This window comes from Gallintestinimicrobium propionicum, assembly GCF_025567525.1.
Classification (GTDB): Bacteria; Bacillota; Clostridia; order Lachnospirales; family Lachnospiraceae; genus Gallintestinimicrobium; species Gallintestinimicrobium propionicum.
In genome coordinates this window covers 26,284-48,968 of sequence record NZ_JAOQJY010000017.1, presented here as the reverse complement: position 1 = coordinate 48,968, position 22,685 = coordinate 26,284, and the positions used below count along the sequence as shown (strand labels likewise).

The following is a 22,685-nucleotide window of genomic DNA, read 5'->3' as shown; positions in this document are numbered from 1 at the left end:
CTTCTCCTTTCTTACTGCAAGCGGCTGGGTCTTCCATACAGCCCAATGTTCGACGGATTGAACGGGTCATTCACTACTCCACGTCTGCTGTTGGCTGCATGTACCATTCTGCCATTACCAACATAAATTGCCACATGGGAAATATTGCGGAACTGCCCATTCTGCTCATAAGAATAAAAAATCAGATCTCCCGGCTCCAGTTCGCCTTCTGTAACTTCCAACCCATGTGTTACCATAAATTCTCCCTGGGTAGAGGCAATCGCCGGAAGGGAAATGCCTACCTCCTGATACAACCGCTGTACCAGGGAACTGCAATCATAATATCCTTCCTCATACCGGTGTTCCTGACTGTATTTGCAGCCTACCTTCGTCAGTGCCAGATTTGCAACGTCACTTCCTACGCCAAAGGAAGGGATCTCATTTCGGAATTCCTCACTCATGACTTCCCTTAAAAGTTCTTCTTCTTTTTCGGTCAGCTTTCCAAGTGCAATATAGTCCTCATAATTCAGGTTCTTGACGTAGCAGCCCTTCTTTGTTACCGTAATCTCATTTTCGTCCCCATCTGCCAGAAACGCTTCAAAAGTCTGATGTCCCCAGGCAGACGCAGTTGCATGATCTGCACAGAAAACATCAAATTGTACCCCATACCGGTCAAATGCTCCGGTATCTTCTACGGTATATTCAATCCCGTTCATAATGATCCTGGTTCCCATAGGGACAAAGGGGTTTTGTGCATCTACTGCAATGGTATGGTCCGGTTTTGGCATGACACCGGAGGCTGTAGGTCCTCCTGCCCACTGTCCACAACAGATACTGCACTGGCAATAACCGCTGGTGACAACATTTCCCAGGCTTTCCCCTGCCTTTATGGTGGTGGTTATGGTCGTGTTTTCAAAACTGTTCATTTCATCAAAGATTTCCTTCAGCTTGTCCTTATGCCGCTGATCCATATCCACACCTATATCCCCGGTTCCATACTTCACCATATAAACCATTAAAGTATCATAGTAATTACTCACATAATTCCCGTTTTTCTCATGGAGATAGGTAACTGCCCCATCTTTCCCATTTTGTCCAAGTTTTGTATTAAAGTCCATGTAGTAACCGCTTAAAACTTCTCGGACGGTAGGGTTCTCCTCAGACGGATTTGGCATGAACGCACCAAGTGGCGAACAGTATAAGAGGAAAAAGATAATCACTACAGGGATTGCCACCACAAGAAGAATACTGAACAGCGGAGCCAAAAGCGCCCCGGCAAACTGGACCACCTTCAGCATAAACACAGAGGCTTTCATCTTTACAATATCTTTTGCCACCTGTGCCAAACTGTCCTGCTGCCCATTTCCGGTGAGCTTATTGATCATATACTGGATTTTTCTCTGCCGGACTGCCTGTTTTTTCTGTTTCTCCATCTGTTTCTTTTTCACTGCTCTTGTTTGTCTGTAAAACTGCTTATTGGTGATCTTCCCATCTGCCTGTTTTACCTTTAATTCCTGCTCTGCCTTTCTATAATTCCGATCCTTCCACAGCTTTTCTGCCGGTTTTGTTGCTGTCCCCATGACATAAAGGGAATCATTGACTTCCTCCCCGCCCTCTAACTGGGTCAATATAGCAGCCTCTCCCCGGCGTACCCCTTTTATGGCAGTCTGCTTCGCCAGGGAAGATTTTTTTGTTTCCGCCAGCTTTGCAGCCTGTTCCCTCCGATACTGTTCCTTCGCCTGGAAACCAGCAGAGGGCTGACTGTTTGGTGCTACCCCCTGTTTCATCTGATCCGGCTGTAAGGTTCCCGGTACAGATACGGTGCTTTTGGCCTTTCCATTTTGTTTTCTATCTTCTGCTGCTCCCCGGATTGCTGCCTCTTTCCCGGATTGCTTTTTCTTTTCCTTTTGTTTTTCAAACAGCGCTTCTCTGCCCTGCTTCGGCTGTTTCCCTTTTTCTGCCCCTTCTTTTTTCTTTCTCTGCCCTAAAAGATCGGCCACCGGCTTAGAGGTAAAAGCAGCTTTCTTTTCCTTTGCAGATAAAATAGGATTTTTCTTATGCACCGTCACCTGGGCTTCTTTTTTTAATTTCAGCTCCGGCTCTTTTTCTTTTTTTACCTTAATCTCCAAAGCAGTCCCCCTCTCCGGGGTTTAATTCTTCTGCCTGATACCAGAGCGCCTGAAACAGATACCCCTGTTCCTTTTCTCTGGGTGGTGGACCGTACTCCTTTTCCAATTCCTGAAAGGCTTCCATAAGGTTTCCGGAAAATTCCTGGTAATCATCTTCTGTCAGGATATATTTTTCACTGAACAGTACCTGCTCCAATTCCCCCACTTCTACCAAATGGTCTATGTCTTCCGGGGAAAGTGGCGGTCCCAGTCTGTCATAAGTCTTTTCTTTCAGGTAGGAAAACTGATAAAGTTCCGTCTGCTGCGGTAAAATCTTCTCCTTACTGCCATCAAAGAGCAAAAAAATAGCTTCCGCTTTTAAGAAAACGGAAACCTCAGCTTGCTCACCATATTTTAGTGCCTGCTCCTTAGAAGGAAACTCCAGCCAGTCCGGAATACGGATTTCCAGCATCCAGGCTTCATACTGCAGTCCAAAAGATAATTGATATTTTGCGATAATTCCTCCTCTCTTCCACTACAAATAGTCATAATAAATCTCATTGGTATCTTCATGAAAGGACAATTCATACTGTCCGGGGATACCAGGATCCTCCATCCACTAACGGAAAAAAGCATCTACATCTGACCATAAGCGGGAATTGCACTGCCTTCCTGCAGCTTTCCTTAACTCCAGCATTTTAGCAAAAGCCCGCCGGTAAGCCCTCTCATAGGTCGGGAAGATGCGGAACTCCCGGTATCTTTGTTTTCCTGCCATAGGACAGCCTACACAGCCAACCCAGTGAAATCCCATTTCGTAAAGAGGGTTCATGGGTATTTTCTCTGCCTGGATATACTCCCAGACCTGCTGGTCACTCCAGTCAACAATGGGATTGCATACGTGTTTGCCCCTTGACAGGCATGATTCAAAGAGTCGCCTGGTATCATCATTATCATTATTTAAAATAATGGCACGTTTTTTTCCATTTGGGACAAAATTTTCATAAATCCCCCTGTTTTTCCTCCGCTTTCGGCTTTCTGCCCACCGGACACCTGTGGTGATAAAACGCCCAGCCCCACCATTTTCTTTTAGAACCTCACAACAATACCGGATAGTCCTGGTAGGAGGGATCATTTTCATGGGGATCAGGCTCCACATAGTTATCCGCTGCCCTTTATAGTAAGGTTTATTGATACTACAAGTTATACCGGCCTGTTCTGCCTTCTGAAACTGTTCCCTCACATAATAAATAGTCTGTGGGGCATCTGCAGTAGTCAGGTTGTGCATCAGTTCAAATGGCACGCCGGAACGCCGTACCAGTTCCCTGCATACGGCGCTGTCTTTTCCTCCACTGTCCGTCACTACCAAAGGAAGCCCATAATGTTGCAGGGACATCTGGCTGGCAGTGCGGATACGTTCTATTGCTGTTTTTTCTAAATCCAATTTTTTTCAGGAGGGAAGATATCTTTTACATGGCCAAAACTCCGCCTCCTTTCCTAATTTTATCTGCCGCCCCTTTTTGGCGGCTCATATCCATTTGCTGCATACGCTTCTACGGTCATACCGTATGACTCTGCTTCCTGTCGTATCTCTTCCATAACCTGTTCTTTGTATGATTTATCCGGACAGGCAGTTGCAAAATCCCGGATATCCGGCATACAAGGCAGCTCCTTCCCTGTATTTAATGCAATCCTGCTTTCCCGGATATAGGCAAGCATGGCTTCCTGATATGCTTTTCGTGATGCGTCCCCCTGCGTCAGTAAAGGGACTTTCTTTTCTATTTCCTGTTCTTCCAGAACCGCTGTTTCCAGTTTTTCCAGGTTGCAGAAATACTGAAGGGTAGGAAGCATCTCCTCCAGTACCCATCTCATTTGCTGTTGTTCATGTTCCCATTCTTCTGTTGTCCTGGCGGTCTGTTTCATAAGCTTCTGCCCTTCTTCTGTATGGAGATAATAATCTGCAAATGCTTTTACATGATCCAGCAGATTTCCTTCCCCGTCACCAAAATCCTGGCGCCCGGTATAAGACATGACTTCCCCCTCTGAGAGAAAACAGATTTCAAAATGTGTTTTGTAATAACCTGCCATATCTTTCTCTTCCACTGCCTGCCGATCCAGCTTTCCGAACAATTCTACCGCTTGATTTAATGGCATGGCTTCTTCCAATGGAATGTCCGGGTGTTCACTGATCCGCACATACACAAAGGGTTTCAAGTCCACCGGCGGAATAAGTTTTACCTGTTCCAGTGTTGTCTTTAGTTTGTCTGCCTGTTCTTTCAGCTCTGGTTTCTGCTCAAATATCTTGCTTCCCAGCCACCTGCTGTATTCCTCTTTTCCATCTTGACATAAGGCTTTCCATATAATAGCTTCCTTATGTTCTGCTTCTTTCGGATAAAAGGTATGGTAAAAATCAGGGTCAAGATTTTTTTCCAGTTTTATCATTTCATCTGCAAAAACAGTAGCCTCCAAGGTTTTCTCTTTTAAAAGCCCTTTGGTATCAATGACTTTTGTTTCCGGAAGATAAGCACTCAGTTCCCTGGCAGCTATAAAAACCTCTGGGTATTGGTTTGGATCATAGATATCTCTCAAAAGATCCACATCCAACTCTCCGTTATAAACCAGGGAAAATTCCAATGGAATACCATCTTCTTCCTCCACATGAAGCCCAATTCCTTTTCCTGCATTCAACCTTTCAGAAGGAATACTCTGATAGATCTTTACTGCCTCTTCTGCACTGTGGATATCCTCCCTGTATTCTCCATAGCGGTTAAATTCCATACATTCTGCCACATAATACGTTGCCAAACGTCCGGTGGCATTCTCGCCCATCTCACCTTTTTCCATGTAGCAATACCTCCTTTTTATGCACAAAAAAAGCACTACCGTTTTTAGCGATAATGCTCTTCGTGTTACTTCCTATTTTCTTTTTTAATTGTTGTTTATCTGTAAGAAAGATACTCTGAAATGCAATAGTTTCCCATAATATCCCGTTCTATCACACCCATCTGCTCCAAGCAGTCAATGTATTTCTTTATTTCATCCTCAGTAAAACGGGTTGCTTTGTCATCTGACCACTGTTTAAATTCAGATACGATCTGGCTGGCATCTATTCTTGAAAAAGTCTGGACTAAATAAGTTACTGTTGCAAGTCCTTCCAGTTCATGGTCGCTCTCTATCCCATTTACATAAGCAACAGCCTTTTCAATTGCAGGAGAAAGGCGGTTCAATAGCTTTGTTGTTTTTTCACTGCATATCACCTGATAAGCTAACTGATACGTCGATTCTGTATCATTTAATCCATAAAAACTCTGATACTCTCCGATATTTCTGCCAACAATATCAATGGAATGGGCATATGGACCATATTTATACTTTTGAAAGGAAAAATAAGGTTCTTCCAGATATAAATTCATAAAATACGCCGCTTTTTGAAGACGAAGTTTTGTACAACGTTTCAGTCCCATTTTGAGTTTCATCAAGACTAAACTGGCTGCTGTAAGTTTAGGTGCAGTAGCTGCTTTCTGCACATAATTTCTCTGTGGCTCATAAATCAAAACCGTAAAATCATCAGCAATTGGTTTTAATTTCTTTTGTATCAGTTCTTTTACTGTCTGCCAATCCAAACCACCATTACCACATCCCAGCGGGGGAATCGCTACGGACTTTACATTCAGTTTCGGAAGCCTTTCTACCAGAACATCCAGTGCTGTTTCTATATAACTTATTTTAGAGTTTTCACGCCACTTATCTTTCGTCGGAAAGTTTACAATTGTAATGCCATTCTCTACAAAAGTATGGATTGTTCCGACATGAAGTGTTTTGTCTTTACATGCTTTTATATAGGCTTTATTGTTTTCCGGAAATTTCAGTTTAAATTGATACGCAATTCCCTTTCCCATATAGCCTTCACAGTTGACTGTATTAACTAAACACTCTGCACCAGACTGAAACATATCTCCAGTTGTGTATTTAATCAACACAACCACCTCCTCTCGTTATTCAAACCATTGGGACATCACCGTAATAAATGGCGGTGGAAAGATAACGCCTTTCTGTTTCAGTAAATTTGTTACTCTGTTTTTAGTTTCTTCAGATGAAACATAGATGCACTGGAATGCATCAACAGGAATAACCAATGGGCTCAGGCATTCCGCCATCTTTATATTTCTGGCTTCCACGTCATTTTGCCCCACACTGGTAAGAATATCCCAGTTGATCATTTCAAAACCTTCATCATAATCATATAACTGGCATCCTTCCAATGCCAATGGGTGCTTAGGTAAAATGCTGAAATTATTGCGCCTTGCCAAATTTCTGGTAATACAGATATAGATCATTTCCTCTCCCGCATGAGTTTTCTTTACAGCCACATCAAAAGCTGAATATGGATGAAAATGAAATGGAATGTATCCGTCCAATCCCAGACTTTCCCTCTTGCGTATAATTTCTGGATCTGCTACATCTCCAAATGTTACCGTATTCTCCCTTAGAATCTTTCTCGGCACAAGGCCAAAATCAATAATAGATTCCAGATTCTTTAATTCTGTTAAATGATATAGAAGTTTTCCTTCTTTCGCATCTTTTAATCCCATCGTTCTCCTCCTAATATAACACACTTTAAACGCTAATCACAGAATTTTTACATTCTCCATCAACGTGTTTGTTTCTATAAACAAATTTTCCATTGTACTCATTATATGGTTCCCGTATTAATCCGTCAATCCCATTAACGTACCTTCTCTCTTTCACTCTTTGCATACGGAAAGGATTGCTCCGCAGCTATCCCATCCATCTGGAAATATTCCGGCAATAGCTTTTCCTCCCGGAAGCTAAAATACCGGTCATCTGATACAATCACATGATCCAGCACTTCAATCCCCAGAAGCCGCCCAGCTTCTGCCAATCTTTTTGTCATGTCCATGTCCTGCCTGCTAGGTTCCGGATTTCCCGAAGGATGGTTATGTGCCAGGATGATATTGCTGGCATTAGACAGGATTGCAGATTTAAACACTTCCCTCGGGTGTATCAATACACTGTTCAGAGTCCCGACACCCACTACATTGAGATTGATTACCTGTCCTTTTGTCCGAAGGTTTAAAATACAGAACATTTCCCGGTCACAATCTTTTAAAAAATCCTGAAAGAGTTCTGCCACATCACAGGGATTTTTTAATTCTTTGCTACTGTATAGAGGAGGTTCTTCCACCAGGCGTATACTTACCACATCTATTTTATGTGTCTTCTCCATGTTCTTCCTTTCCAAAGCAAATCTCCAGCATAATTCCCTCCGGCAGATTTTTTAAAAGTCTTTCCAACTGCTCTAAATTCATTTCTATTTGATATGTTTCAGCCATTCTGCCACCTTTCCCATGATATACAAAAAGAGTGCCTGATAAAAGAACTGCACTCTTTTTGTCCTATCCTTTTTCTACTTTACCGACTTATAATTTTTGCTGTTGCCTAATTTTTTTCTCGTCTGTCATACCTTTTCCTTTACAGATAAAAGAAAAAGTTCCTTTCAGATTACATTACTCCTGCTTTGTCTGCAACGCCTTTTCGTGAAGGTTGGTATTGAAAAGCGCATACAGCGGATTGGCTTCTTTTTCCATACGGTTATCAAATGGAATACAGGTATTTCCATACTTAATGATCCCCGTACCGGAAGGAGAATTATCTACATATTTTAATTGTGCTTCTGGAATTCCTGCTGCAGTGGATAATTCCTGACTGTCTACATTGGACTGCTTTAACAGGGCAATAAACTCACTGTTTCCAAGCATGGTCATGGCTGTATAGTTTTGCAGCATATCAACCAAATTTTGGGTGATTCCTGTGCATAGTCCCCCTTGCTTCCTCACTTTTTTCCAGAGGCTGAACAAAAATTTCGCACTATACTCCCGGTCAAGAACAGTATGGAACTCATCTATATAAAGCCAGGTTGCCCTTCCTTTCTTTGCGTTTTCTGCAATCCTGGCACTGATATTTTCCAGCATGACCAGAGTGGAAATGGCTCCCAGCTCTTTCCCCAGGTCCCTGGTACCATAGACAATGAACCTTGCCTGTACATTCACATTGGTATGGTTATTGAAAATATTTAAAGAGCCATTTACAAACAGCTCCAACGATAAAGCAATGTCCTTTGCCTCTTCTTCTGGCTGCTCCAACAATAACTCATAAAATTCTGACATGGTAGGGATATGCTTTTCCCTTGCCTTTGCAATGTCGATATACAACTTTCGTACACAACGGTCTATAATGGATTTATGGCGACTGTTTAGATTATCCCCGTAACACTGTTCACACAGCCCCAGCATAAATTCCCCTTTATCCCGGATATATCCCTGAGAATCGTTTAAATCCAGCGCCCAAACGTCCATCTCCAAAGGATTGATGTAATTCTTTGTATAGGTAGACAGGTTAATGATTGCTGCCTGGTTTCCCAGGGCTTCTGCAATATCAAAATATTCCAGTGTCGGGTCGATACAGATAATATCATCATCTGTTCCTAAGAACACCTGCAGCATTTCCGACTTACTGAAATAGGATTTTCCGGAGCCGGGAACACCGAATACCATTCCATTTCCATTTGCCAGTTTTTTCCGGTTTCCAATGCAAAGGTTATGAGAAACCTGGTTAATGCCATAGCAGACGCCGGACTTTTCGTTTAATTCCTGTACATTAAAGGGAAGAAGGGCTGCAATATCCCTGGTGAGCATGGTCCGCATTGTGCTGATCTGCCGGTTTCCCACTGGAAGTATGGTATTCATAGCTTCCCTCTGCTGATAATAGTGGGTTTCAATCTGGCACATGCGTCCATTGCCGATATTTTTAATGGTTTCGGTTACACTGTCTAACTCCTTCTTGTCCTCTGCCATGATCAAGAAATTAACCCCTGTATAAAACAGGTTCTGGTCATTTTCCCGCACGTCGTCCATAAGATTTACAATCTTCTCCTTCTGGACTTTCTTGATATGAGAAATGTCACTGGAAAAGTCGTTATTTTTATTACGGACTCTCTGCTGCTTTAAAATATCATTTTCAATGCCCAGATATTTCTTCTGAAGAACCTTATTTGCCAGTTCTTTTGGTACTGGTACAATACAGATTGTAGTAATACTATGAACCGGAAGGCTGGTAATCTCATTTAAAAAGGTATCCGATAAAGAAGAAGGATATTTTTTAATGAATAATGCCCTGCATTTTTTCCGTTCCGTTTCAAAATAACCTGGGTAAAACTGCATATACCCTGGTGAAATATCATTTTTAGGATCACCGCCCTTTTTTAATGCCTGTCTGAAATCAAAGGAAAATTGTTCCTCTTCCCCTATACGGTAAAAATTGAAAAGTACCCGCAGCCGTTCTTCTGCATTTAATTCTTCAATGCAGGAGCCAAGTTCTCCAAAGTTCTGTTTTAAGGTCGCTTCAAAAGTGGCAAAAAATGCTTTTGCCTGTTCGTAGGATTTCCGTTCTACACATACAGTCAGCAGTTTTTCCTGTTCAATCCCCTGCCTTCCATCTACAATGCGCTTTTCAATAATCTGGTTATAACTTCCACGCAGCCAGTTAAAACCATCTCCTTTTTCCTGGAAAAGTACATGCTCCCGGAAATCCTGCATGTTTTTGTTCCGATTAAAAATGGTAATAAGAAAATATACATCAATGGCATTTACCGTCTTACAATACTGCTTTAAGATTCGCATCTGTTCTTCTGCACCTGCGGTTACATAATTAATGTCCAAAAAACGGTATGTCCTGGAATATACCCCCTTCCCTACTTCAAAAATGCCATTTTCTGCAATTCTCCCAATCCCCATGACTTCCTGAAGATATTTCGGGGATTTTACTGCTTTATCTGCTTTTTTTAACTGGTCAAACTTATCTGAAAAAATTGACAATCTCTAATTTCCTCCTTTCAGGCAGATGGGGCCACAAACACAGCAGCTTCCATCTGCCGCTACATGTCTGTGTATCCCTCTCCTGAAATGGAGAGCAGGCGCTATTTCACGCCTTGATTGAATATTCTGGTCAACGGTACATCTTATACCACACCGCTGCTGCCGCACCAAGTACAATCATCACTACCGTTACGATCCCCATACGGATTGCCTTCTTTTTCACCACGTTGACATCACCACCTTTCTTCTCTTTTTTCTGTTCCTTTTTCCTTTGCTGTACTTCCCGTTCTTCTTCCTGACGGGTTTCCATATAAATCTGTTTCAGTTCCTGCACCGATTCCGTAGAGCCATACACCAAAGGGCGGTTAAAAAAGGAAAAATAAATCATCTTCCCTGCAAACTGCCAGAATGTCAGCCCATGATAGTTATAAAACCCAGTCAGTGCCAGAGGTACAACAAAAGGGGTTGCCACATAACAGCTCAAAGTAATCCCGATTTTTTCATACAAAAGCAGGACAATCCCAGTTCCTACGCCCAATGCCAACGCCGAAAACAAAAACTGTTTTGCTGTAAGCCCTAGAACCAGGGATTCTTTATAATGCTGCAGGTCCTCACTTAATTCAATCTCCATACATAACCTCCTGTCTCTGTTTTTTATCTACTCTGTCTTCGCTCTTCCTGCATGGTTTTCTGTAATCCATGCTGATTGCAAAAGGCGGCAACCCCAGCCTGGTCAAACTTACGCAGTTCCTCCAGATGAAATTTCACCACCGCATACTGCCCCATACCGGATTGTGCTTTCCAGGGAAGCAGTGTTCCCAATCCATGCTCCTGAATAAACTGGATATTTTCCTTACTAAAATCACCGCTGATACAGGCAGTTCCAGGCTCCAGGCAATATCCGGGAAGGTTTACGGTCAAATCTGAAAACGGTTCCCACATCCCATCTTCCCGGCTATACAGCTCCACATAAAGGTTTTGGTTCATTGCATAATAATCTACCCGCAATGCCAGTTCTTCGGTTCCATACGCCCATTGAAAATCCGCTGTTTTGATTTCCTTTTGAAATTCTGGATTCTTTACTTCTCCCCGTTCCTGGTATGCCTGCTCATAGGCTGCATATCCCTCCGGGTCCAATTTCTTTAAAGTTTCTTCCTGAAATTCAAACAGTGGATATTCCATACAGCCAGAACAGCAGATTTCTTCTTTTAACTGTCCAATCGCGTTTTTTTTGATAAATTCTACTATCTGCTCCAGATCATAGCCTGGGAGCAAAAAGGTCTGGTTCTTTTCCAGCGGAATTCCCATATCTGTGGTCAATTCAAAAAGTTTCCATATCTCTTCCTCTTTTTCCGTAAACACACAAACTTTGATGTTTTTATCAGCCGGATAAGTTGCAACTTCCAGCCAGACCTCATAGATCTCCCCATTGCCAAAATCCAGGCTGAGTTTTTCTTCCTGTTCCATTTACATATCCTCCTTTCCTACCGACTCCTGCTCTTTGCAGACAGAAGCCTTTCTTTTCCCTTTTCAAAATATTCTTCATTAATTTCAATGCAGATTGCATTCCGTTCACTGGAAAGTGCTGCTTCCCCCAGGGAAAACGAACCTGCAAACTGATCCAGTACCCACTCCTTTTCTTCTGTTACAAATCCAAGGATCTGCTGCAAAAGTTGCACTGGTTTTTCTGCCTGATGAATACGGGAGTTTTTCCCTGGCGGTTCAATGTCAAAGACCGTTGGAAGCATTCCCCTGGCGCCTGACATATAGTGGGATATTCCTGGCTCCGCCTTATCCTTTTTCGCATCTGGGCGTAAATTCCTGGCTTTTCCTTTCGTAAAAAATGCAATCTCTTCCGTATTTTTAGATTTTCTTCCCGTATTGGCAACGAAATCTCCTTTTTTCCAGGCGACTTTTGCATAATATTCAAGCCCTGCTTCTTTCGCCATTTTTTTCATCTGATAGAGGTATTCATAATTTTCCCCATTTTCTTCCGGCATGAACTCTACCAGAAAACACCCTTTTTTCAACACCCGGTATTTTTCATCAAAGTCTTCCTGCGTATATTGAAAACATTCATAGGCCGCAAAATCCCGATTTCCCCCTTTCAGGCTTTTTTTCAGGTCATAAGCATGATCTGTAATAATGGCATCTATACTGTTATCTTTTAAAAAGCTCAAATCCCTGCCATTCCCCTGAACCATCATACAAGTTACCTCTTCTCCGTCCTGTTCTTTGGTAACCGTATAGACTCCTTTGGCTATCCTGGAAAAAAGCCCCTTTTCTATTCCCTCATAAATTCTTGCCCGGATACTGGGTTCTTTTACCTCTTTTACCTGTTCTACACAAGCCACTGCTTCTTTAAGGCTGAAGCATTCTGCGTCCTGAAAATATTCAAATAGTGTCATCTGTATCCCTTTTTCCTGCACAATCCTTTCCTCCTACAATCCCAGTGCCCTGGAAGTCAGGTTCTGCGCTCCTTTTACAGTGCCTACCGTCAGCGCAACCGTAAAGGTCATTTCCCCCAAATAAATCAGGGTTTTGGCCCAGTCCTCATAATCTCCGGTAAAGGTCGGAAGTCCGGAGGAAATAAACTGGTTACACAAAAGGATTGCCAGTGCCATTGTGACTGCCTCAAAAACGACACTGATAAAATATTTCATATAGGCTACAAAGGTATTGCTAAGCCCCCGGTTTCCAGCCAGGGTACTGCTGGCAATCGCCCCAAAAGGTACAATTACCATAATTTTCAAAAAGCGGAAATAAACATTGTACAGCAGGAAGAACCCACAGATAATAACGATTAAAGATAGGAAAACAGCAAGTATCAGGAACACGATACTGGTTCCAAATCCTAAATCTTTGATCACTTCTGCCTGCGCCGGGTCAATGGATAACTCCACACTCTGGTTTTGTCCCAAATGCCCCACCAGGTTTCCACAGGAAGTAAACAGGGCTTTCATAATGGTAATGTTATAAGATACCAGCCACTGTGCAATGGCAACCCGGATAAACATACGGAGGATTGCTTCAAACCGGATTTCTTCCCGGATATCTACCGACTCTGCACAAAACCCAATGACGAAAAAAAGGACTACCAGGGCAGAGCCTATCCCAACAAAAAGGGGTTCAATCCCTTCAATGATCCCCCAGGGCCCGCCCCCTTTGAACCCGGTAGGGGACTGTCCTAAAAGTTCAAATACGAGGCTGACCTGATTATTCCAAAATCCAAACACGATTTCCAAAAGTGCAAGGATCGCCTCTCCTAAATTAAACATCACTTCACCTCTCTTCTTATCTGTTTATCTCAAAAAGAAGAACGGTTTTAGCTGATTCCCAGGAAAGTAAGAACGGAGGAAATAGCTGCCATAATAAGCCCTGCAACAATTCCTTTAATGGCACTGTTCATAGAAGAACTGTCCTGCTGCTGGTAAGCCTGTGCAAATTCCATCACGTTTTTTGCCAGGATAATCACACCCACCGCACCGATAATACTGATCACCAGTGTCTTTAAATTCATAAGCGGCTGTGTTACGTCACTTACCCCGGAAGCCATGACAGTCTGGGGGAACAGGGAAACAGTGGCAGCGCTTACTGCCAGGACTCCCAGTAGAGATTTTTTCAAGCGGTTCTGTTTCTTTCTGATAACCTCTTTGATTTTCATATCTTTTTACTCCTTTTCATGTGATTGATACCGCATTACGCAAAAAGACAGATTTTTAAAAACCTGCCCTGCGTAATGCAAAAACTACAGGTTTCCAAAAATCTGCCTTCTTTAATCCGAGGCTGTTTCTTTTGTAAATTTTTTACGGATTTCCTTCATCTTTTCAGCACTGTTTTTTGTATCTGCCATTTGAAGGATTTTATCATACGAAATTCCAGCACCAATGGCAAGCATGATTTCTCCCAACTGTTCCTCATTATAAACATGGCTTTCCAATAATTCAGAAAGTTTTTCTTCCTCTGTCTGTACCGGTTTTTCCGTTTTCTTCGGCGGCCTCACCTCCTCTACCGTTCTCTTCTTCTGGTTCTCTTTCAGCTCTTCCTCCGAAAAAATCTTCTTAGGAATAGGCTCATAAGAAAAAATTTCATCAAAAGACAGTTCCACAATCTGAACATCTTCTCCCTGTTCCTTTTTCTTCTTATAATAATCCAGGGATTCTTCACTTAAAATCTGTACCGCCTGTTTTTGGGCAGCCATTCTGTCATGGATATAAGGCGCACCCCCGCCATCTTCTGTTTCCGAAAATCTGGAGTGTGCAAAAGTATTGTATTTCTTATCAATAATAGGATCACAACCCCTGATTAACAAAATACACTCTGAGTTATCCAGCTTTCGGGTTTCGTCCGGTGTCAAAAGCTCACGCCCCAGCACATCATAATTCCGGGAACTGCTCCCTTGCCGGCCTTTGGTTTCCCCACTGCTTTTTTTATCAATGGTTCCTTTTCCCAGGGACTCACTGATATACTTATGCGTGGACTGTTCATTCCCACCAAGATATACCAGGGAATCACAATTACCCGGTATGGTTTCCCAGGTTTTCTCAAACAAAGCCTTGATCTGGGCAAGGTTTTGGATAAAAATGGTACAGGAAATATTTCTGGAACGCATGGTACTAAGTAGGCTGCAGTAGTCATCTGGCAATGGCACGTTGGCAAATTCGTCCAGCATAAAATTCACGTTAATGGGAAGTTTTCCATTGTAATGGAAGTCTGCCTGGTAATACAATTCCTGGAAAATCTGGGAATAAAGCATACCAATTAAAAAGGCATAACTCTTATCCGAATCCGGCGTCACACAAAAAAGTGCGGTCTTCCGGTTTCTGTCCCCATCAACACCAATCCCAATCTCCTCAATCTCCATTTCATCATGATCCAGAATCCGCAAAATTTGTGGGTTCTGTAACAATCCCAGCCTTGCATTTGCGGAAATGATGATACTCCTTACCGTATCTCCTGCACCCCGTACCACTTTATTATACTGGATTAAAGCAGGGTGGTTGCTTCCCTTTTTTCTCTCCAGTCTGCGGAAACGCCGGTCTAAATCAGAAGGGGAACCGTCTGCATGGACTTCCGCCTCATTCAAAAGCTGCAAAACCATACGGAAATTCCTTTTCTCCATTTCACACTCCTGCCACACATAAAGAAAAATAGCCTGCAAGTACAAAGACTCGGCTTTCTCCCAGAATGGATCACTGGGCTGTGCGTTTTTCGGTGTGGTATTATTGATCAAGTTAGTAACCAGTTTTACAATATCTGTTTCAGAGCGGATATAGCGGAATGGATTATATCCGTTAGACTGCTCCATTTCCACCAGGTTCAGCACCCGTATCCGGTATCCATGCGCTTTCAGCATACCTCCGCAGCATCTTAAAATCTCCCCTTTGGGATCTGTAATGATCTGGGAAGCCCTGCTTAACTGAAGGAGATTGGGTTTCACCATGAACAAGGTTTTTCCAGCGCCGCTTCCTCCGATTACCAGGACATTTAGGTTTCTCCTAGTCTTTCTGGTATTCATGGACAGCCTGACATTCTGGGATAAGATCAGGTTATTGTGTTCATCTTTATCCGCAAACTGCTTTGCCACCTTTTTCGGATCTGCAAAAACAGCGGTACCAAATTCCTGACCCGGCATATAGTTTTTCCGGCTGGTGACATACATGACCATACCGATCACATATACAAAAATCCCCAGAATGATTGCTTTTAAGGAAGTTTCGTTCCAATAATTGGCAAACGGGGCTGCCATCACCTGATCCAGACGGTTTAAAAAATAGTTGATATCCTTTCCAGGCTGATAACACACGTTCAAGAGATAACCTCCATAGCCGGAAGCTACGCCTCCAATGAAATACATACCCCAGGACTGTTTCTTCTTTTTCTGAATTGCTCCGGTTCTCTACCTCCTTTGCCCCTGTATGCTTCTTCTCCCTGCTTCCAGGTTCTGTTGTGTCTTCCTGTAATTATGTTCCCTTCTTCTGCGTATCTTTTCCTGCTCCTGTCTGGCACGTTCCCTGCGTACCGGATCATAGCTTTCCCTATATAAATCTTCCCCCGAAGTTTTTCTAAGAAAACGGTCCTCCAGGTCTAAAATTGCATACTCCTTCTTCTTTTCCAATCCTGCAAAAATAGTCTTATGGTCATTAATCCAGCTAATTTCCGATTTGTCCAGCCAGATAAATTCATTCTTACGGTACGGAATCCTGGTTTTGATATGATGCTCTGTTTCTTCATATACCAGCTTCTGGTCTATGGTAATGGCATTCACACCTGGATTGTTCCGCTTTTCCTTTTGGATACGCTGAATGACCTGCATCTTTTCTTCTGTTTCCTGGCTGTTTCCAGTGCTGCGTCTTTGGGCTTCCTCTTCCCCAAACAACTGTTTCCACTGCTGGGAATCTACCAATTCTTCGATCTGTTCCGGTGTCCTGGTCAGTGTCACCGTACCTTCCTTCCCTTTCTCCAAAATCCCCTGTTCTTCCATGTAGCAGATAATCGGCCAGATCTGAAGCCAGGTCATATTCAGACGGGAACGGACATCACTGATCTTCTCCACCTGGTTTTTCGCCAGTTCCCGCGCAACCAGTTCACACTCCTTCGGCTCCGGCAGGACAGGCTTTTTTACTTCTTCTACCAACTGCTCTACCTTATCCGGCTCTGCATTTTCATAGTATTCATCTAACGTCCCAATATTGGAATGTTCAATTTTTGCCATCATGGACTGAATACGGGGCGCTGCCTGGGAATGGAACAAAATTTCACTCATACCGTCCTTCTCATTCAAATCCGGCAAAATGGAATATAAAATCCCATACTTATTTGCCAGGGCTTTTACCCGTTCCAGGTCTTTTGTTTCAAAACGGAAAACCTGCAAATCGCCTCCCATTTTCAGGAGCTTTTGTACAGAAGTTTTCCCTGACAATTTTTCCTGGTCCAGAACTTTTTTAAATACCGCACAAATATCTTTTACAAACTGCCAGCCTGTATTTCCCATTTTCAGAATGATTTCTGCGCCTTCAAAGGAAACTTTAATGATTTGCGCCGCATCTTGTATTTCACTCATGCTCTCCCTCCTATCCCATTGCCCTGTCTTTTTTTGCTAAAACAGCCGCCTTTGTTTTTCCTTCTGCAAGCATGGCTTCCAGGTCATACTGGATATTTTCCTGTTTTAAGAGAGCCTCCAGCATGTGGTTTGCTTTTTCCTTTTCATAGGTCATATACTGAAGCTGAAAAATATAATTCTCAATCTGCAAAATATTTTCCGGAACCTGAGAAAACGGTTCAAGGTAATGATAAAGAATACGCTCTTTTTCTTCCTTTCCTGCATGAGGCGCCTGTAACTGCAAAATAATTTTTTCTACCTCTTCCATAGACTCCTTATGAAAAGCAATACGGTACAAATCCTGTTTCTGCTCCCTAGTAAGAAAGGGCTGTTCCTTTTCGGCAGCTTCCAAAAGGGAAAATATTTTTACCACATGTTCAAGTTCTGCCATTTACACACCCGCCTTCCGTTTCCGCATCAAAAGGATAATTTCCCGCATTTTTTTCATTCTCTCCGGTGAAGGACTGTTCTCCATCACCTGAAGAATTTCTGCATCTGCCAGCCCACTTTCTACACACTGGCGAATTTCTTCCAACTGTTCTGCGGACAAGTTATATTCCAGAATTTTCTCCACAACACTTTTGGGTACTTTTTTTCCAAGCATGGCAATCCCAAGCAGCCGGCGCTTACTTTTTTGCAGCCCTTCCGCTGTTTGTATGCTTTTTTCTTCCAATACCACTTTTGTTTCCCTGGAAGCAGCTTCTGTTTTTTCCCTGTATTTTTCTGCTTCTTTTTTCAGCTCCTGAATTTCCTGCTCTTTCTTTGCCAGCTTTTCTTTTAATTCCTGTATGTTTTTATCTTTATATTGCAGGTTCTCATACAGGTCTTTAATCTCCTGGTTTTTCTCTTCAACAACATGCTCCTTTACCAGAGAGGACAAGGCTGTAAAACGGTCATTGCTTTCCCGGAACTGCTGAATGGATTGTTCCATGATCCCCATAAGATTTTTCATATAAGAACGCATTTCTTCATCTTTCGGAACTTCTTTTTTTGCCTTTGACTCTTCCAGTTGTATCCGCATGGTCCGCATACGGCTGGCCGGCAGTTCATTTCCGGCATAGGTTTTCACCTCTTCCAGATCCAGCCCGTTTTTTAAGCCCTCTACGATTTCCCGTACCTGGAACTGGTTATAATTTCCTTCGCATAAAAAGTCGATTTCCCCAATCCCTTCCATAAGCCCTATGATGATTGCTTTCATCACCGGGGCTTCCTGGTTGCTCTTAACTACTTTCTGAATATCTGAAACAGGAAGACCAAAATCCAGCCCCATAGAAACTGCGTCCATCTGTTCTTCTTTTAAAACTTTCCGGCATTCTTCCAGATACCGTTGTCCTTCTACTGTCATTTACCCTCCTTTTCCTCTGCCCCTCGCAGACGGTTTCCTATTCTTTTCCTTCTGCTGTGCTTCCAACTTTTCTTTTTCTTCTGCTTTTTCACGCAGACGCTCTGCAATCCTTTTTTCTTTTAAGATTTTTTTCCGTTCGATCCGCAAACGCTCCTCTTTCTCAAAGAAATAAGCGTCTGTCTGTTCTGCATCAGACAAGGAATATCCCATTTCTTTTAACTGCCCAAGAAGGTTTTGGTATGTCTGGTGGTCTTGAAAAAATTCCTGATACCCTTCCTGATAAAGTTCTGCTTCCATCTGTTTTTCCTGCAGCTTATTGAGAAGCAGAAGCATTTCCTCATAAGGAACCATTTCTTTTCGTAGCTGCTTTCTTGCCCTGCTGTTTTCCCAAAGCTGTTCCTTTGTTGCATCAGAAATGGCTTTCAACTGCGCCTTATCCTGTATGCGATAAGCTGCCAGAAAATCAAATTCCTCCTGCAATTTTTTCAATTCATGGATTGCTGCCCTGTATTTCCAGGTTTTAGAGTTTGCCATTGGTTTCCCCTGCCGATACCTGCGAAGAAAACATTCCTTCTGGTATCTGGTCAAATGCCGCTCCCGGTATGGGATAAACACATACGTCCATTCTACCGGTATCTCCTCTCCGGTCATTTCCGGGATTGGAAGGCGTCCAAAACGCTGCCGAAGCTTTTCCTCTGTATATTCTTCCCCTAGCTGGTCAAGCCGCCTTGCCCTTCCTGCTCCGGGTTCCCGAACAGAAAGGCGCTTTCTTCCCCGCAACTCATATCCCATGCTGGAAAGATTTTCAAGAAATTCCTCATAAGAACCTGCGTCCTGTAATGCCTGGTCCACATCTCTTCTGATCCGCCTGTCCCGTTCAGAAAGAGATTTTTCTTCCTGTCCTTTTTGTTTGCGTTTTTCCTTGGCTTCTTCCAGATCCAGCACAGATAAACCATGCTCCCTGCATATCCGGTTGGTCAGAGGCTGGATAATGTTTTCCCAATCCCCATTTCTATAATCGTATTTATATCCCGTAGTACAGCGTACTGAATTAAAAATAATGTGCCCATGAATATGGTCCGTATCATTATGGACTGCATAAACCGCTTCAAAATCCTTCCCAAGAAATTCTGTCACAAACTCTCCTACCATTTGGAAGGCTTCTTCTTCCGAAACCTCATCTTCCTCAAATGAAAGAATGAAATGGTAGCCCTGCCTTTTATCCAGCTTTCCAAAATGACGTTTGGTATCTACCATCTGGGATAATGCCTGTTCAGGAATACAGTTATGTCCACAGACATAGCGGCCATGTTCTGTTTTCTCCGGGTTCATAATATAGCGAAGACCATTTGCCAGATGTTTTGCCGGATAACCCGTTTTTGCCTGTTTCATGTGCAGGCACTTTGTAATTGCCATAACCTACAGCCTTTCCTGCACCTGGCTTACCAGTGTTTTTATCTGCTTCAAAAACACATACAGACGGTGTTTATCTTCCCTGGAATAAAGGGCGCTGTTATTGTTATGGGTAATCTGGTTGATGTTTACACCAATCCGGTTGATTTCCTGGTTCATGCGTTCCAGTTCCTGACGGATTTCCGGGTAATCCCTGGGACGGTTGGTAATCAGCATACGAAGGTACTGGGAATCGGAAAGCCCCATCTTTTCTGCCTGTTTTTGTAACTCTTCCAACTCCCATGAGTACAGCCGGATTTCTTTTCTGCATTTCATTGTTTCTTTTTTCATGCTCCCCCTTTCCTTATCTTTATCACATATTTCATCTACCGATTTCTACTCCAACGCTATCTGCAGTCAACTCCTAAGACCTGCTATCGGTCACCGTATAACTTCCCGGCGTCCGGACTGGCTATGCCAGTCCTCTGCAAGATACGGATTTTACCGTACAAAATCCCATCTTGTTAGGGGGCACCCCCTAATACCCCGGATAACATAGATAGCAAAACGCAGATACTGATAGCAGACCTGCGTTCCATATAGGGAAAAACCGATAGCAGTTCCAAACATCTGCTATCGGTTTTTCCACTTCCTACTTCTATTTCTGCTAACAAAACCCCAGTTCTGTTAGCAAATCTGCCAGCCTCCTGTGTCTGATGTGGCAGCAGTTCTTCCATTCTGCTATCAACGCTTTTGCACAGACTCCCTGCTGGCTGCTTCTTCTTCCGCAATTTCTCTCTTTCCAACAAGTATGGGAAGACTCTCTATGGACCATTTGCCGCTTTGGGTTTCTCTTATGAAATTATTGGTTTACCTGTTCTTCCAAACGCTCCAATGCCTTTTCAAAAGCTCCAATCCCACTGAAAAAGGAAGAAAGCCGAATATCCTCAAACAGATATGGCATGGCTTTGTATAGTTCCAGAAAAATATAGTACAGCACATCAACAACAATGGAATTTCCTGCCTGTTTGTAAAGCTGGCTGTTGCTTATGCCTGCTTCTTTTGCTTTCCAAAAATCCGCATCGGAAAAGCCCATAAGCCGGAAGCATTCTAAAGGTGTCAGCCTCCGGATACGGATCAAAGACTCTAAACGGTGTATCCCATTTGATGTCGTAAGCGTAGGGCAGAGTTCCCCATGCTCCTGTACCCTTCCCCGTTTTTCCACAGACGGATAACTAAGATTTACAACACCATTTTCCAAACATTCCTCATAACCTTTCTGTGTCTTTTGACGTACCAGAATGATATTATCTTTTTGTACAGAAGTAAGGGTATGGCAGACTTCTTTTTCTCCCAGTTCCAAAGTCTGCACAATCCGGCCTTCCGGGTCATACCTGCCCCGGATTGCTCCTGGACATTTTTCTACAATCTTTGGCTGGTCATGCCCTGCTAAAACCGCACCGCTGCTTCCTAAAGGGGAATAAATAACCCCGCTTGAACCATAGCCGGTATGAATATCTCCCACTTGAAGAATTTTGGGCTGATGTCCGCCACCACCACAGGCAGTTACCGTAGGGCAGCACCCGTCTGGCAGATAAACCCGTCCAGTCTGTTCAAACACCCCTTTGATATTTCCGGCCCGTTTTACCCGGTTTTCCCGAAAAGCCTTCAGGCTTTTTTCGTCCGGCTCAAACAAAAGCGCTTTTCTCTCTTCCATATCTTCAATCAAGCGGCGTACTTTTTCCTGGGATAAGTAGTATCTTTCCTCTACCGTATCCTCCAGAATATCCATAAGGCACTGGAAGGACTCCAGCGGTTCTGGAAACTGGAATGTTCCATTATCCATTTCCTTCTGTATCAAAATCAGATATACCCGTTCCCTGTTCTGGGGTATTCCGTAATGCTTTGCATTAAGAACACTCCAATAGGTGTGGTATCCGTATTCATGCAGTTCTTCTTCAAACAACCGGAATGTGGTATCCCGGAATTTTTTTCCTACAATATTTTTTACATTTTCATAAATTCCCCATATTGGTTTGACACCCCGTATCATACGGAGCCACTCCACCAGAAGGGAAGAACGTGTTTTATCAATATCATGGGAACCACACATGCCGCAGGCGTCCCTTTTGGAATAATGTACCTGCAGAGGGTTATACTCATACCCGCAGCTTCGGCATTTCCAAACTGCGCCTGCCTGCTTGCCTGCCAGGGAAAAATCCTGACAGGGGCTTCCGCCACAAATCATGTTAAACGGTTCAATCTCCCTTTCGTCCACTTTTGTAATATCTCCCAGATTCAATGTTTCACTTGTACCATGAATCGCACAATAACTCTTTGCTGCATATTTATCAAACTCACAAAAATTCACCAAACTATATTTCATTCCTCATATTTCATGAGGTGTAGCTACACATTTTACCTAGGATTACTCACTTATTTCCTCCTGTCTCCTAAATTTTTTATAGTCTTCATGAGAAATCCACAGCTACAAACGAAATATCCATCTGGCATTACCTTACAATCATAGAATCACCCCTTCCCGTATCCAGAGTTTATCCTTCTGTCAAAAATTCTGTTGGTCTGCACCACCTCCTTTCCTAACACCCCCACTTTCGGATTGGTTATTTCTTTCTCACCGCTCTTCTTTCCTGATGTTTGCCAGCACCCTGGACACATACGCCTGCTTGGGTATCCCCATGCGGTATCCCTGCCGCTCATAGCTCTCTTCGATAAACGCAACCCGTACACGTCCATGCAGTTTCCTCTTTCCTATCCACTGCACTACTTTTTCCATCTCCGCTTCGCATTCGTCGATCTCCCATTTTTTGAAACATTCCTCATCATAGCTATTTTCCAAAAGAATA

22 protein-coding genes are annotated in these 22,685 nt (G+C 43.1%); all 22 read right to left on the bottom strand.

What is annotated here, in order from left to right; genetic code table 11:
* Positions 1–11: 11 nt before the first annotated feature.
* The 22 genes from OCV62_RS12655 to OCV62_RS12550 all read right to left on the bottom strand — a co-directional run bounded on the left by OCV62_RS12655 (position 12) and on the right by OCV62_RS12550 (position 22,678).
* A complete protein-coding gene (locus OCV62_RS12655) occupies positions 12–2,108 on the bottom strand; it encodes a C40 family peptidase (RefSeq protein WP_055056108.1) in 2,097 nt (698 codons plus the stop codon).
* Positions 2,098–2,559, bottom strand: coding sequence for a hypothetical protein (locus tag OCV62_RS12650; RefSeq protein ID WP_025577477.1), 462 nt, complete (start codon positions 2,557–2,559; stop codon positions 2,098–2,100). The genes OCV62_RS12655 and OCV62_RS12650 overlap by 11 nt, the downstream gene beginning before the upstream one ends.
* Before the next feature lie 147 nt (positions 2,560–2,706).
* Positions 2,707–3,480 carry a phosphoadenosine phosphosulfate reductase family protein gene (locus OCV62_RS12645; protein WP_081019434.1) on the bottom strand — a complete coding sequence of 258 codons (774 nt, stop codon included), beginning with the start codon at positions 3,478–3,480 and terminating at the stop codon, positions 2,707–2,709.
* A 107-nt stretch (positions 3,481–3,587) separates the two neighbouring features.
* Positions 3,588–4,928, bottom strand: a complete 1,341-nt coding sequence (locus OCV62_RS12640) for an LPD25 domain-containing protein (protein WP_055056109.1) — start codon at positions 4,926–4,928, stop codon at positions 3,588–3,590.
* 95 nt (positions 4,929–5,023) lie between these two features.
* Positions 5,024–6,064 carry a type II toxin-antitoxin system antitoxin DNA ADP-ribosyl glycohydrolase DarG gene (darG, locus tag OCV62_RS12635; RefSeq protein ID WP_207642806.1) on the bottom strand — a complete coding sequence of 347 codons (1,041 nt, stop codon included), beginning with the start codon at positions 6,062–6,064 and terminating at the stop codon, positions 5,024–5,026.
* A 15-nt stretch (positions 6,065–6,079) separates the two neighbouring features.
* Positions 6,080–6,676 (bottom strand): DarT ssDNA thymidine ADP-ribosyltransferase family protein, encoded by a 597-nt coding sequence (locus OCV62_RS12630; RefSeq protein WP_025577469.1) that lies wholly within the window; start codon positions 6,674–6,676, stop codon positions 6,080–6,082.
* 134 nt (positions 6,677–6,810) lie between these two features.
* Positions 6,811–7,332: a JAB domain-containing protein gene (locus OCV62_RS12625; RefSeq protein WP_055056110.1), complete on the bottom strand. Its 522-nt coding sequence runs from the start codon at positions 7,330–7,332 to the stop codon at positions 6,811–6,813.
* Positions 7,316–7,438: a hypothetical protein gene (locus OCV62_RS12620; protein WP_255610470.1), complete on the bottom strand. Its 123-nt coding sequence runs from the start codon at positions 7,436–7,438 to the stop codon at positions 7,316–7,318. The genes OCV62_RS12625 and OCV62_RS12620 overlap by 17 nt, the downstream gene beginning before the upstream one ends.
* 174 nt (positions 7,439–7,612) lie before the next feature.
* Positions 7,613–9,979, bottom strand: coding sequence for a VirB4-like conjugal transfer ATPase, CD1110 family (locus OCV62_RS12615; protein ID WP_025577466.1), 2,367 nt, complete (start codon positions 9,977–9,979; stop codon positions 7,613–7,615).
* A 130-nt stretch (positions 9,980–10,109) separates the two neighbouring features.
* Entirely contained in the window at positions 10,110–10,610 is a 501-nt protein-coding gene (locus tag OCV62_RS12610; RefSeq protein WP_055056111.1) for a PrgI family protein, read from the bottom strand.
* A gap of 23 nt (positions 10,611–10,633) precedes the next feature.
* Complete coding sequence (locus OCV62_RS12605) at positions 10,634–11,446, bottom strand: DUF4313 domain-containing protein (RefSeq protein ID WP_081019432.1); 813 nt, start codon at positions 11,444–11,446, stop codon at positions 10,634–10,636.
* A 17-nt stretch (positions 11,447–11,463) separates the two neighbouring features.
* Complete coding sequence (locus OCV62_RS12600; protein ID WP_055056125.1) at positions 11,464–12,387, bottom strand: DNA-methyltransferase; 924 nt, start codon at positions 12,385–12,387, stop codon at positions 11,464–11,466.
* Between the two features lie 33 nt (positions 12,388–12,420).
* Complete coding sequence (locus OCV62_RS12595) at positions 12,421–13,257, bottom strand: VirB6/TrbL-like conjugal transfer protein, CD1112 family (protein WP_025577460.1); 837 nt, start codon at positions 13,255–13,257, stop codon at positions 12,421–12,423.
* Between the two features lie 47 nt (positions 13,258–13,304).
* The gene (locus OCV62_RS12590; protein WP_021651237.1) at positions 13,305–13,643 is read right to left on the bottom strand and encodes a hypothetical protein; all 339 of its coding nucleotides are present in this window, start codon (positions 13,641–13,643) and stop codon (positions 13,305–13,307) included.
* A 111-nt stretch (positions 13,644–13,754) separates the two neighbouring features.
* Positions 13,755–15,836 (bottom strand): VirD4-like conjugal transfer protein, CD1115 family, encoded by a 2,082-nt coding sequence (locus OCV62_RS12585; RefSeq protein WP_070100864.1) that lies wholly within the window; start codon positions 15,834–15,836, stop codon positions 13,755–13,757.
* Between the two features lie 42 nt (positions 15,837–15,878).
* Positions 15,879–17,042, bottom strand: coding sequence for a PcfB family protein (locus OCV62_RS12580; RefSeq protein ID WP_025577455.1), 1,164 nt, complete (start codon positions 17,040–17,042; stop codon positions 15,879–15,881).
* A gap of 10 nt (positions 17,043–17,052) precedes the next feature.
* Positions 17,053–17,472, bottom strand: coding sequence for a hypothetical protein (locus tag OCV62_RS12575; protein WP_025577453.1), 420 nt, complete (start codon positions 17,470–17,472; stop codon positions 17,053–17,055).
* Positions 17,473–18,426, bottom strand: coding sequence for a hypothetical protein (locus tag OCV62_RS12570; RefSeq protein ID WP_025577451.1), 954 nt, complete (start codon positions 18,424–18,426; stop codon positions 17,473–17,475).
* Entirely contained in the window at positions 18,427–19,818 is a 1,392-nt protein-coding gene (locus OCV62_RS12565) for a relaxase/mobilization nuclease domain-containing protein (protein WP_262587088.1), read from the bottom strand.
* A gap of 27 nt (positions 19,819–19,845) precedes the next feature.
* Entirely contained in the window at positions 19,846–20,169 is a 324-nt protein-coding gene (locus tag OCV62_RS12560; protein WP_025577448.1) for a plasmid mobilization protein, read from the bottom strand.
* 511 nt (positions 20,170–20,680) lie between these two features.
* Entirely contained in the window at positions 20,681–22,204 is a 1,524-nt protein-coding gene (gene dcm / locus OCV62_RS12555) for a DNA (cytosine-5-)-methyltransferase (protein WP_025577444.1), read from the bottom strand.
* Positions 22,205–22,453: 249 nt separating this feature from the next.
* Positions 22,454–22,678, bottom strand: coding sequence for a hypothetical protein (locus tag OCV62_RS12550; protein ID WP_025577443.1), 225 nt, complete (start codon positions 22,676–22,678; stop codon positions 22,454–22,456).
* Positions 22,679–22,685: the final 7 nt, after the last annotated feature.